The 11,463-nt window shown below is 58.8% G+C and carries 12 protein-coding genes; 3 read left to right on the forward strand and 9 right to left on the reverse strand.

Annotated features, from left to right (window positions below):
* Positions 1-6: 6 nt before the first annotated feature.
* From ispG to NW856_RS04205, 3 genes are read right to left on the reverse strand one after another with little or no spacing between them, the layout of a single operon-like run.
* Positions 7-1,236 (reverse strand): (E)-4-hydroxy-3-methylbut-2-enyl-diphosphate synthase, encoded by a 1,230-nt coding sequence (gene ispG / locus NW856_RS04195; protein WP_011431793.1) that lies wholly within the window; start codon positions 1,234-1,236, stop codon positions 7-9.
* A 49-nt stretch (positions 1,237-1,285) separates the two neighbouring features.
* Positions 1,286-2,107 (reverse strand): MOSC domain-containing protein, encoded by an 822-nt coding sequence (locus NW856_RS04200; protein WP_414399262.1) that lies wholly within the window; start codon positions 2,105-2,107, stop codon positions 1,286-1,288.
* Positions 2,108-2,152: 45 nt separating this feature from the next.
* Complete coding sequence (locus tag NW856_RS04205) at positions 2,153-2,668, reverse strand: bifunctional nuclease family protein (protein WP_011431791.1); 516 nt, start codon at positions 2,666-2,668, stop codon at positions 2,153-2,155.
* A gap of 64 nt (positions 2,669-2,732) precedes the next feature.
* On the opposite strand from NW856_RS04205, the gene NW856_RS04210 reads away from it, so the two are divergent.
* Entirely contained in the window at positions 2,733-3,515 is a 783-nt protein-coding gene (locus NW856_RS04210; RefSeq protein ID WP_414399263.1) for a cobalt-precorrin-6A reductase, read from the forward strand.
* Between the two features lie 25 nt (positions 3,516-3,540).
* On the opposite strand, the gene NW856_RS04215 is transcribed toward NW856_RS04210, so the two are convergent.
* Positions 3,541-3,897, reverse strand: coding sequence for a single-stranded DNA-binding protein (locus NW856_RS04215; protein WP_414328679.1), 357 nt, complete (start codon positions 3,895-3,897; stop codon positions 3,541-3,543).
* A 336-nt stretch (positions 3,898-4,233) separates the two neighbouring features.
* Between NW856_RS04215 and NW856_RS04220 the strand changes: the two genes are divergently transcribed.
* Together NW856_RS04220 and scpB are read left to right on the forward strand one after the other, a co-directional pair.
* Positions 4,234-6,390 carry an NAD(P)H-quinone oxidoreductase subunit 5 gene (locus NW856_RS04220; RefSeq protein WP_414399265.1) on the forward strand — a complete coding sequence of 719 codons (2,157 nt, stop codon included), beginning with the start codon at positions 4,234-4,236 and terminating at the stop codon, positions 6,388-6,390.
* A 164-nt stretch (positions 6,391-6,554) separates the two neighbouring features.
* Positions 6,555-7,052, forward strand: a complete 498-nt coding sequence (scpB, locus tag NW856_RS04225; protein ID WP_414399267.1) for an SMC-Scp complex subunit ScpB — start codon at positions 6,555-6,557, stop codon at positions 7,050-7,052.
* 184 nt (positions 7,053-7,236) lie between these two features.
* Here the strand turns inward: scpB and NW856_RS04230 are convergent, their stop codons facing one another.
* From NW856_RS04230 to NW856_RS04250, 5 genes are all read right to left on the reverse strand, one after another.
* Positions 7,237-7,887 carry a peroxiredoxin gene (locus NW856_RS04230; protein WP_414399269.1) on the reverse strand — a complete coding sequence of 217 codons (651 nt, stop codon included), beginning with the start codon at positions 7,885-7,887 and terminating at the stop codon, positions 7,237-7,239.
* A 144-nt stretch (positions 7,888-8,031) separates the two neighbouring features.
* Positions 8,032-8,826 (reverse strand): alpha/beta hydrolase, encoded by a 795-nt coding sequence (locus NW856_RS04235; protein WP_414399271.1) that lies wholly within the window; start codon positions 8,824-8,826, stop codon positions 8,032-8,034.
* 174 nt (positions 8,827-9,000) lie between these two features.
* Positions 9,001-9,588: a lysostaphin resistance A-like protein gene (locus NW856_RS04240; protein WP_414399273.1), complete on the reverse strand. Its 588-nt coding sequence runs from the start codon at positions 9,586-9,588 to the stop codon at positions 9,001-9,003.
* A gap of 139 nt (positions 9,589-9,727) precedes the next feature.
* Complete coding sequence (gene csaB / locus NW856_RS04245) at positions 9,728-10,813, reverse strand: polysaccharide pyruvyl transferase CsaB (protein ID WP_414399274.1); 1,086 nt, start codon at positions 10,811-10,813, stop codon at positions 9,728-9,730.
* A 77-nt stretch (positions 10,814-10,890) separates the two neighbouring features.
* The coding region (locus tag NW856_RS04250) for a DUF4351 domain-containing protein (protein WP_414399275.1) at positions 10,891-11,463 on the reverse strand (573 nt) is incomplete at its 5' end.

Raw genomic sequence — 11,463 nt, forward strand, 5'->3', positions numbered from 1 at the left:
GCAGAGTTAATGGGAAGAAGGGGGATCCACCCAGCGCCCATCGGCTTTGATCAGATCGATCAGCGCCTGCACGCCTTCCGATTCCGGCACCCTTTTCACTTCTTCTTTGCCGCGGTAGAGGGAGATCACCCCCGGCGTCTTGCCCACGTAGCCGTAGTCGGCGTCGGCCATTTCTCCCGGCCCATTGACAATGCAGCCCATGACGGCAATGTCTAGCCCCACCAGGTGCTGGGTTGCGGCGCGCACCTTCTGCAGCACCTCCTCCAAATTGAAGAGGGTGCGGCCACAGGAAGGGCAGGCCACATACTCCACCATGGTTTTGCGCAGGTTCAGAGCTTGCAAAATGCCGTAGGCCACCGGGATCTCCTTCTCTGGCGCTTCCGTGAGAGAAACCCGAATCGTGTCGCCGATCCCTTCAGCCAAGAGGGTTCCGATCCCCACCGCCGACTTGATGCGCCCATATTCTCCATCGCCCGCCTCGGTGACACCTAAGTGGAAGGGGTAATTCAGGCCCAGGGCATCGAAGCGACGGGCTGCCAGCCGGTAGGCCGCCAACATGACCTGCGGGCGGGAAGCCTTGAAGGAAAGCACCACATTGTGAAAGTCTTGCTCGGCGCAGATTTGGGCAAATTCCAGGGCCGACTCCACCATGCCCTCAGGCGTATCCCCGTAGGTGAAGAGCATCCGCTCTGCCAGGGATCCATGATTGACCCCAATGCGCAGGGCTTTGTTCTGGGCTTTGAGGGTCTGGACAAGGGGGGTGAAAGTTTCCCGGATTTTGTTGCGGATGGCCTCAAATTCGGCTTGGGTATATTCTGTGCGACCGGGCTGAGGTTTTTCAAAGACGAACAACCCTGGATTGATGCGCACCTTGTCCACGTATTTGGCTACTTCCAGGGCGATCTTGATGCCGTTGTGATGGACATCGGCTACCAAAGGCACGGGCTTGTAGGTTTGGATCAGCTTCTCCCGAATTGCCTCCATCGCCTTGGCATGGGCCATGCTGGGAACGGTAACCCGCACAATCTCTGAGCCCGCCTCGTGCAGACGGCGGATCCCGGCTACTGCCGCGTCGACGTCGAGGGTGTCCTCGTTAATCATGGACTGTACCACCACCGGGTGCTGGCTGCCGATCAACACATCAGCTACGGCCACCGTACGGGTGGGGCGACGGGGATAGACCGGTTCTGGGTAGGGCTGCTGGGTGGGGGCGTTGGGCCGATCCAGGGTTTGCATAGCTTGGTCAAGCCAAAAGAGCTGCTCTAGCTTGATTGTAGGTCGGAAACTAACCTGGGATTCGACTCAGCTCAGGGTAGAGGCTGAGGGGTTCAACCCCGAGGATTTCGACGGGATCCCCAACCCTCAGGTGCTTGCCCGCCTCCGTTCTCGGGATCCACGTATTGATCCCAAGGCGATAGAAATGGTCAAAGCGGCTGGCTTCGGCCCAGGGTGGCAAGGTTTTCTGCCGTTGCGCCACGAAGTGCTTTTGAAAACCGGGATAGGCCTCTCCGCTCAGGGGATCCCGGGTGGGCACCACACAGCGGGCGCAGAGGTTGAGGCCCAGCAGCTCCACTTCCCCAATGCGAAAGCGCACCCCTTGATCTGCCTGGGCAAAGAGCCGATCCTCCCAAAAGGGCAGACATTCCGACAGCTCGATATTCATGCGAAGGCGTTGCCGCATCTCTTCGGGGGTGAGGCCGGGGAACCAATTGGCCACTGTCTCGAGAGTGGCTGTGCTGATCAGGGTGGGGCCGTCGGCATAGGGATCATCCGGAAACCCCCTGAGAGGCTCCTCCAGCAGTTGCACCGGAAAACCGAACCAATCGCTGAGCCAAGTCTGCAAAGCATCCCGCTGCTGCTGCAGGTCAAACTGAGCCGCCTTGCCCTCCCCCCACAACTGCACCTGGCCCAACTGGGGATCAAACCGGGCCCGCAGGCGGTGGACCGCAGCATGGCGTTTGCCGTTCACCCGCTTCCCCTCCGCATCCACCAGGGCGTAGCGCCGATCCCCTTCCAAAGTTCCCCCCGCCGTCAGCCTCACCTCAGACAAAGAGATCCCATCCAGGGACTTGATGGGATAGACCGTTAACCTGGCAACCTGGGGCATGGCCTGTCTGCCGGGATCCCTGGGGGTGGGCTCCGCCTTAGCTGCTTAACTGTCGGCTTCGGTGGGATGGTCGGTCATGGGGTAGCTGCGGATAAAGTCTCTGGGGGTTACATTTTCTACAAACTTGCGAAAGGCCTCCCGCTCTGCTTCGTCGGCATCCTGGTTCATGGGGATCGAGGCTTCCGCAATGACCTCTTCCACCGTCCAGATGGGAACATGGGCCCGCAGAGCGAGGGCAATGGCGTCGCTGGGGCGGCAGTCGATCTCTTGTTTTTTGTCACCATTCACGGTGACGAGCACCGCGTAGAAGGTGTTATCCAGCAACGCGTGAATGATGACTCGCTCCAGCTTGATCCCCCACGTCTTCCAGGAGTTGAGGATGAGATCATGGGTCATGGGGCGCAGTGGCTTTTGGTCGTCCAGGGCCTGCAAAATGGCGTTGGCCTCTGCTTTTCCCACCCAAATGGGCAGGGCACGACGCTCACTGCCATCGCGCAGGATGACAATGGGGTTTTGGTTGACGGCATCGACCGCAATCCCAGCCACATGCATCTCGATCATGAGCAATTGCCTCCAGCCGGTGATCTTGATCGTATCTACGGGCGTCAAAGTTTGGCAACACACCATGAGCTCAGTTGGTAGTCCAGTTGAAGTGGCTTTGATCGGGGGCACTAGCGAGAGCCGCAGCTTGGCCGACGCCCTCAGCCGGCAGGGGATCCCTTGGGTGGCAACCGTCACCACCGAAGGGGCCAGAAGGCTGTATCAGGATTTGCCCGGTCAGGTGGTGGTCACCCGATTTTCGCCGCCATCTCTGGAACAATTCCTGCAAGAGTGCCGGATCCGCGTAGTGGTGGATGCCTCTCATCCTTTTGCCCTGCAGATCTCGCAACTGGCCATCCAGGTGACGGCCCAACTGGGGATCCCCTACCTGCGCTACGAACGCCCTCCTCTGGAGCTGGATCCCTGGGTCCAGGTGGTGCCGGACTGGCAGGGGGTGCTCACAGAGGCGGTGCTGGCGGGGCGGCGGGTGCTGCTGACGGTGGGAGTGAAGGCCCTGCCACTGTTTGTACCTTGGCAAGATCGCTGCCAACTGTGGGCACGGGTGCTGCCGGAATCGGTTCCCCAAGCGGTGCAAGCCGGGATCCCTGCCGAGCGGGTGATCGGGATGCGCTTGCCCCTCAGCTTTGAGCAGGAACTGCAGCTTTGGCAGCGGTTCAGCCCTCAGGTGGTGATCAGCAAAGCTTCTGGGGAAGCAGGTGGGCTGGGGATCAAACAGGCAGTGGCCAAAACCCTGGGGATCCCTTTGTGGGTGATCCGGCGACCCCCGTTGGACTATCCCTGGTGCAGCCAGGATTTGACAGCAGTGGTGCAGGCCTGTAGGCGATGCTTGGAAGGAGCGGGACCTTGAGGTTGCCCAGCTCCAGTCCAACGGGTCAAAACGGCTCTTCGGGGGGCAGGTTGGAGTCGCGGTCTTGACGGGATCCCAGCAGTTCTAGGCGATCTACAGCGATGATGGGCCTCTGGCGCTCTTCTCCGGTGGATTTGTCTTTCCAGCGATCGAACTTGAGGCTGCCTGTTACCCCGATGAGGCTGCCTTTGCGCACATACTCTCCGGCCACCTCGGCAGTGCGGCCCCACAACTCTAGGCTGAACCAATCGGGCTTGTCTTCTCCTTTGCGGAATCGGTTCACCGCCAGGCTGAAGGTACACACCACCCTGCCCGACTCAAAGTAGCGCACCTCCGGATCCATGCCGGCTCGCCCCACCAAGGTCACCAGGTTCAAGCTCATGGGTAGTTTCTCCAGACCGCCAGTAGATCTAGCCTTCGTTGTAGCGCTCGCAAGGGATCCCTGTCATCTTTTTGCTTGCGACCGTCAGCTTGGGCTCAGAGCCGATTCTTTAGGATATTTACAGATTTAGCTGCGGGGATCCCGATTGATCTCTGGGAAAAGCCTCTGCTGTGATGGACTTGATGCTCGGGATCCGGATCCGCACTCTGTCGCAAAAGTTTACAATGGCAGAAGCAGTTGAGCAAATGCCAGCCCACCAGACACTCCCACCGGCCAATTGCAGGGCTAGCAGAGCAGGTTCGTTGCTGTGAGAGGACGCATTCGGAAGCATTTCCCATGGAATTCATCTACACATACGCCTGGTTGATCCCCGTCTATCCTTTGGTGGCGGCCTTTCTCCTCGGCTTAGGCATCCTGATGTTCAACGCCTGGACAAGGGCCAACCGCTCTTTGGCTGCCTTTTTGAGCGTGTTCGCGACCGGGACGGCGATGGTTCATGCCTTTGCCCTTTTGGTCAGCCAGGTGCAAGGGCACGAAACCGTCCTCAGAACCATCACCTGGGCCCAGGCGGGATCCTTCTCGGTGGACATGGGCTTTGTCGTGGATCACCTGAGCGCCATGATGCTGGTGGTGGTGACCACCGTGGCCTTTCTGGTGCAGATCTACTCCCATGGCTACATGGCCCACGATCCCGGCTATGTGCGTTTCTACGCCTACCTGAGCTTATTTAGCTCCTCGATGCTGGGCTTGGTGGTCAGCCCCAACCTGGTGCAGATCTACATCTTCTGGGAGCTGGTGGGGATGTGCTCCTACCTGCTCATTGGCTTTTGGCACGACCGGCAGGCAGCGGCAGAAGCAGCGCAAAAGGCGTTTGTGGTCAACCGGGTGGGAGATTTCGGCCTGCTGTTGGGCATTTTGGGCTTTTACTGGATTTCCGGTACCTTCGCGTTTGACGAGATCGGGCGCAATCTGCATGAGATGCTGGCTAGCGGGGCAGTGAGCAGCAGCTTGATTGCCCTGTTTGCGGTGTTGGTGTTCTTGGGGCCGGTGGCCAAGTCGGCCCAGTTCCCGCTGCATGTGTGGTTGCCGGATGCCATGGAGGGCCCCACGCCCATTTCCGCTCTCATCCACGCGGCGACGATGGTGGCGGCTGGGGTATTCCTCTTGGCCCGCATGTTCCCGGTGCTGGAAGGGATCCCGGTGGCCATGGACATCATCGCCTGGACAGGGGCGGGCACAGCCTTCTTGGGGGCCACCATTGCCATCACCCAAAACGACATCAAAAAAGGCTTGGCCTACTCCACCATTTCCCAGCTGGGCTACATGGTCATGGCCATGGGGTGCGGCGCCTATGGGGCGGGCCTGTTTCACCTGATGACCCACGCCTACTTTAAGGCGATGCTCTTTTTGTGCTCTGGCTCAGTTATCCACGGCATGGAAGCGGTGGTCGGCCATGACCCGGTTTTGGCCCAAGACATGCGCCTGATGGGGGGGTTGCGCAAATACATGCCGGTTACGGCCATCACGTTTTTGATCGGCACGTTGGCCATTTGTGGGATCCCGCCCTTCGCCGGCTTTTGGTCTAAAGACGAGATCTTGGGCGCTGTTTTCGAACGGAACCCAGCTCTGTGGGGGGTGGGCTTCCTCACCGCCGGGATCACCGCCTTCTACATGTTCCGCATCTACTTCCTCACCTTCGAAGGGGAGTTTCGCGGCACCAACCTGAGACTGCGGCAGGAGGTGGCCATCAGCCAGGGCCGTCCTGTGCCAGCTTTTGCCTATGTTTTCGCGGGGAAACAACCGGCCTTTGGCCCTGGAGCCATGAACATTCAAGAAAAACCCCAGCCCAGCAGCCATCCTGAAGCCCACGAAAACCTGCACGACGGAGATGCCCATGCCTCAGAGCCCCATGAGTCCCCTTGGTCGATGACCTTCCCGCTGTTGGCTCTGGCCATCCCTTCTGTGCTGATTGGCCTGGTGGGTACCCCTTTTGCCAACTTCTTTGAAGCTTTCATCCACCCGCCGGCTGAGTCTGTGGCGGAGGCAGGCTCGATTTTGCCGCTGGTGGCAGCAGAGTGGCAGGAGGTGCTGGCGGGCCATTTCGATTGGGCAGAGTTTCTGATCATGGCGGGTAGCTCCGTGGGCATTGGGCTGATCGGCATCACCTTGGCCAGCTTGATCTACTGGCAAAAGCGCATCGACCCGGGCACCTTCCCCCAAAGCCTGCAGCCGCTCTACTACTTCTCCCTCAACAAGTGGTACATTGACGACCTCTATGAGCGAGTCTTTGTGCAGGGCACCCGCTTCGTGGCACGGGAGGCGCTGGAGGTGGACAGCCGCATTGTGGATGGTGTGGTCAACCTGACGGGCTTGGTGACCATGGTGAGCGGCGAGGCGATGAAATACCTGGAGAGCGGCAAGGCCCAGTTTTACGCCTTGATTATCTTTGCGGCGGTGGTGGTGATGGTGGTGGCCTCGGGGGTGGGATTCTAGCCTGAGGGCAAGGCTGCTCGCTCGGCCAAAGGATCCCCTAAGCCGCAACTGCTGCTATGCTACGGAGCAAGTTGAGCGGATCCCTTGTTGCAATGGCCCCGCGTTCTCTTAAGTCGATTTCGCATCCCTTGTTGGCGGAAAGGCAAGGTCAGAGGGAGCGTGTCTTGGCCCTGAAAAATCAGATCGAAGCGATCCTCTACTTAAAAGGGCAGCCCCTGGAGCTATCCGCCCTGGCCCAGTTGGCCCATTGCAGTCGCGACGAAGCCTACGATGCGCTGCTGGAATTAATGGAAGACTATGCCCATCGCGATTCTGCCCTGGAAGTCCTACAGGTGGGGGAAGGGTTTGCCCTGCAGTTGCGGGAGCCGTTTTTGGAGCTGGCCAACCAGCTTTTACCCCCTGAAATTGGGGTGGGTGCCACCCGTACCCTGGCCACCATCATTCTGCGTGGCCCTCTCTCGCAAGCCGATTTGGTGGAGTTGCGCGGTCAAGGTGCTTATCAGCACGTGGCAGAGTTGGTGGAAAAAGGCTTTGTGACCCGCTATCGCAAAGAAGGCAGCCGTTCCCCCTGGTTGCGGGTGACCGATAAGTTTCATCGCTACTTCACGGTAGATGAGCTGGCCAAAAAAGCAGCAGAGGCGGCTTCTTTCCCCGAAGAATAAACTTTGAAGAATAAACTTTCCCCAACTGCAAAATGAGGGATCCCTAACTCCTCTCTCCCAAAGGGAAAGTGTCTCAATCTGGCTTGAAATAAAAAAGGATCCCCTGGTCGGGGATCCAAATCGAGGGGAGCGCAGCTTCGGCAGAGAAGGGAGCAGCCGAAAGTAGGTTCGATTGCTGAGACTTCTACTTGTTGGGCTGAGGGGTGACCCGCAAATAGGGCTTAATTTCCTTGTAGCCTTTTGGGAACTTCTCTTTCAGCACTTCCGGATCTTTCAGCGAAGGCGGAATGATGACATCGTCACCGTCTTTCCAGTCGGCAGGGGTGACGACATTGTACTTATCCGTCAGCTGTAGGGCATCGATCACCCGTAGGAGCTCGTCGAAGTTGCGGCCCGTGCTGGCCGGGTAGGTGAGAATGAGGCGGATCTTCTTGTTGGGATCAATAACGAACACCGAGCGCACCGTCAGGGGCAGCCCTTCTTGATTGAGGTTGGTTTGATCCAACATGCCGTAGAGCTGAGAGACCTTGCGGTCTGCATCTGCCAAAATGGGATAGGTCAAAGTGGCGTTCTGGGTTTCCTCGATGTCCTTTACCCAGCCGACGTGGGAGTCCACATCGTCCACACTGAGGGCGATTACCTTCACACCCCGCTTTTCAAATTCGGGCATCAGCTTGGCAACGGTGCCCAGCTCTGTGGTGCAGACCGGCGTGTAATCGGCGGGGTGAGAGAACAGCACCACCCAGCTATCTCCAGCCCAAGAGTAGAAATCGATTTCGCCGTGGGTGGACTTTTGCGTGAAATTGGGAGCAGTATCGCCAAGTCGGAGAGACATACGCTCTTGATCCTCCGTAAAGGGGTTCAATCCGGTGAGACAGGGATCCAGATCCTTCGATCCGATCCCTTCCGATCTTGCCACATAAACCCCGATTTTCCGAGCGGATTGCAGGTGATTTTAAGATTGTCCTCACCTAAGCCGCTACTGAGGGAAGACGACATGGGGATCCACCAGCTCGGCCACGAATTGGTGCAGGATGGTGACATAGCGCTCTCCGGCCACCTGCAGCAAGTTGTTGTGATCGGCTCCCTCGATGGGCACCAAGCGTTTGGGATCCCGTGCTGCTTGGTAAAGGGCTTCAGCATGCCAGAAGGGGATTAGACGATCCTGGGTACCGTGCAAAATTAGCAGCGGGCAATCGATCTTGGCCATGCGGCTGAGGTTGTCGAAGCGATCGAAAGGTAGCAGCGGGATGCGCGTCAAGACGCGGAAGGCAGTCACGAAAGTAGATTCCAGGATCAGGCCGCCCACTGGTTTTTGCGCTGCCAGGTAAACCGAGGGCCCGCCCCCTACTGATCTTCCATAGACCAAGATCCGCTCCGGCGGGATCCCTTGGGCAACTAGGTAAGTGTAAGCGGCCTCGATATCTTTGTAAGCGCCGGCCTCGGAAGGGATCCCTTCGCTGGTGCCGTAACCGCGGTAGTCGTAGGCCAAGACGCCAAACCCGGCCTGCTGCAGGCCCACCAGGCGGGGCAGGATATCCCCCAAGTCTTCGGCGTTGCCATGGCTATAGAGGAGGGTATAAGCAGCAGCCGGATTGGGCAGATATACCGCTGAAATCTGCAGCCCATCAGAGGTCGTGAGCTTGAGAATGGCGTCCCCATCTCGATAGCTGGCGGGACGAGGCAAAAAGATCATTCGCTCCGATTGAAACCAGCCCAGCCAGAGCAGGTAGCCGTACACCACCAGCCCGACGAGCAGCAAAGATCGCCCCACGCGCAGCCACGAGAAGGATCCCCAAACTAGTTGTAGGAGATCTCGGTGGGGCATTGACAGGAAGGCATCGACAAGTAAGTTAAGCTCAATTTGCGGCACTTGCCCAAGGTTCTGCGCTGCTTACAGGCAACCCCTTTCCCATAAGGGAAGAGGGGAGCAGGAAAACTGCATCCTTCAGGGCTCCGCTTGAGAGAAAAAGCATTTCCAGGCACAAACCCCAATCCAGTTGACAAGGGTGTGGGCGACAATGGTGACCAACAGGTTTCCCGACAGCCACAAGCCAATCCCCATGAGGATACCAACCCCGCTGGCCCAGACGGCATAGGGCCAGCCCTGCCATCCCAGCCAATGCAAGGCGCCAAACAAGAGGCCGCTCAGCAGGATCCCGCCTGTCCACCCTAAGGGGCTGGCCACCAGAGCTGACAGCAGCACACCGCGAAACAGCCATTCCTCGCTCCAGCCCGGCAGCAGGCCCACCCAAAAGACATCTCCCCACCGCAAGGGATCCGCCACCCAGTGTAAGTAGGCAGTGGCTGCCCGACGATAGGCTGGCCAGAGCCGGTAAACCCCGCCGCTGAGCAGAGCCACCCCTAGCCCCAGCCCTGCCCCCCACGCCAAGGCCAGGGGATCCCAGCGAAACGGCACAGGGAAGGAGGATCCCAGCCCGATCCAGAGACCCACAACGAGAGCCGAGAACAGGGTGGTGATGCCCATCCCGTTTAAGATCTGTTCGCGCGTGCAGGGCTGGGTCTGGGAAGTCATGGAGGGGGATCCCTGTACTTTAACCCTATTTTTTAGGGTAGAGCGGATCTCGAAAACAACGGCTACCGAAATCCGCACTGGCATTCGGAAACAGAGCTACAGGGGCAGCAGCTTCTGCTGCGATCTTCACGGAACCTCATCAATCCCACCTCAGGTGCTGTTTTAGCAACTGGCCGTGCTGAGTCGATTGCTCCACCCAAACCGCAACTTGATCAGGACTGAGAGCCGAACCCTCTGAGTAGCAAGCCAACCAGGCTCGGTGCAGGGCTTCAGGATCGGTGGGCATCTCCTGCAGATCCCAGCCAGGCATGCCCAATTCCTGGAGCAGCGTTTTCACCTTGGGATCGTAGCTGAGACCAAAACAGGCGCAGCCCTCTGCCGCCGCCATCACCAATCCGTGGTAGCGCATGGTGATCGCCAGCCTGACACCCCGAAAGACTCCTTTCAATAGACAGGGATCCCGAATTTCCAGCACTTGGCTACGGTGGGGTAGGCGCTGCTGAAGCTGCTGAGCCAAGTGGTAGTCTGGCCCAAGGTCAGGGGATCCGGGAGGGGCTAGCTGGAAGGGCACGAAGAGAAGATGTGCTCCCGTGGAAGCCTGGAGACGCTGTAAACCCTGGCTCAAAGCTTCTAGACAGGCTCCGGTCAGTTGCGGATGGGGACGCAAGACCACAGCAATACGGGGCTGAGGCCACATTTCCCATTCCGGCAAGGTTTTGGACGGTAAATCCCAGACGGGATCCGGAGCTACCTGGTGAGGGATCCCCCACTCTTGCAGCCATTGGGAGGCAACTCCATCCCGCACACTAATGGCCGTGCAACCTGCCAGAGACCGGCGGGCCAGTGCACGAATCCACCCTCGCTGCAGCGGCCCGATCCCTTGGGCCCAGGCAACGGTTCTTAGCCCCCATCGCTGGGCTAGGCCCATTACCCCCAGGTAGTAGAGAGGGCTGCGCCAACTGGTGCGATCCTGCAGCAGGCCACCTCCACCCCAGATGAAAGCCTGGGCCTCCTGGAGACAGCGCCGTAAAGCCAAACTGTTGAAGCGCGGATAGGCCAGCACCCCATAGGTGGCAGCCGTTTCGGCAGGGCGACGGGAGAGCACCACCGGCTGTACGGGGCTGGGCAACTGCTCTAGCTCTCGTAAGAGAGCCAGCAACAACGCCTCATCGCCGGCATTGCCGTAGCCGTAGTAGCCACAGATCAAAACCTGTGGCCGTTTCATCGAGTCCATCTGAGTAACAGGGATCCTAACTCACCCACAGAGTCCTGTGAGGTTGGAAAAGGCCGCGACGGCAAACCCTAGTTGGATGATGACTCCCTGAGCCATTGGATCAAATCGGCCAGGGTTTGGAAGTCCAACAGCGCTTCCGCCAAAGCCTCCAGTTGCTCGGTAGGTAAGAGGCGGATGGTTTCAGACAGGTCTTCCGGCAAAGATCCCAGCTTGCGCCGCAGTTGACTCAGAGTCAGTCGAGCTGCTTCTTGCTGCAGACCTTGCTGCAGACCCTGTTGCAGACCTTGCTCTAGGCCTTGTTTCAGGCCCTCCTCTCGCCCTTCTTTGAGGGCTTCTGCTCGCCACATCTGATAGATGGTCGATTCCCGCACAGCCAAACCTCCTAGAACCCTGCTGATTTCCTCTGGCGTCCATGTTAATCCTGCTAAGACGGCAGTGGCCGCTTTCAACTCCTGCCGCAGCTTGGGATCCTCCATCTCAGCTATGGCTCTGGCCACCTGCCGCAGACGGGGTTCTGGATTGTCCGGCTCTGCCAGTACCGCCAAGGGCAAGAGGCCTGGGTATCGGGATAGCACCTCTGGATCTTGTTCCCACAGGCGCAAGACCTCAAAGCGATGGGACAGGGATCCCCGTTGAAAAGA

This window comes from Synechococcus sp. R3-13 (assembly GCF_047462195.1).
Lineage (GTDB): Bacteria > Cyanobacteriota > Cyanobacteriia > Thermostichales > Thermostichaceae > Thermostichus.

What these genes read in the sequence shown, in the direction of transcription:
- ispG (WP_011431793.1), bottom strand. Translation starts at nt 1,236, where the DNA reads ATGCAAACCCTGGATCGGCCCAACGCCCCCACCCAGCAGCCCTACCCA.
- NW856_RS04200 (WP_414399262.1), bottom strand. Translation starts at nt 2,107, where the DNA reads ATGCCCCAGGTTGCCAGGTTAACGGTCTATCCCATCAAGTCCCTGGAT.
- NW856_RS04205 (WP_011431791.1), bottom strand. Translation starts at nt 2,668, where the DNA reads ATGATCGAGATGCATGTGGCTGGGATTGCGGTCGATGCCGTCAACCAA.
- NW856_RS04210 (WP_414399263.1), top strand. Translation starts at nt 2,733, where the DNA reads ATGAGCTCAGTTGGTAGTCCAGTTGAAGTGGCTTTGATCGGGGGCACT.
- NW856_RS04215 (WP_414328679.1), bottom strand. Translation starts at nt 3,897, where the DNA reads ATGAGCTTGAACCTGGTGACCTTGGTGGGGCGAGCCGGCATGGATCCG.
- NW856_RS04220 (WP_414399265.1), top strand. Translation starts at nt 4,234, where the DNA reads ATGGAATTCATCTACACATACGCCTGGTTGATCCCCGTCTATCCTTTG.
- NW856_RS04230 (WP_414399269.1), bottom strand. Translation starts at nt 7,887, where the DNA reads ATGTCTCTCCGACTTGGCGATACTGCTCCCAATTTCACGCAAAAGTCC.
- NW856_RS04240 (WP_414399273.1), bottom strand. Translation starts at nt 9,588, where the DNA reads ATGACTTCCCAGACCCAGCCCTGCACGCGCGAACAGATCTTAAACGGG.
- csaB (WP_414399274.1), bottom strand. Translation starts at nt 10,813, where the DNA reads ATGAAACGGCCACAGGTTTTGATCTGTGGCTACTACGGCTACGGCAAT.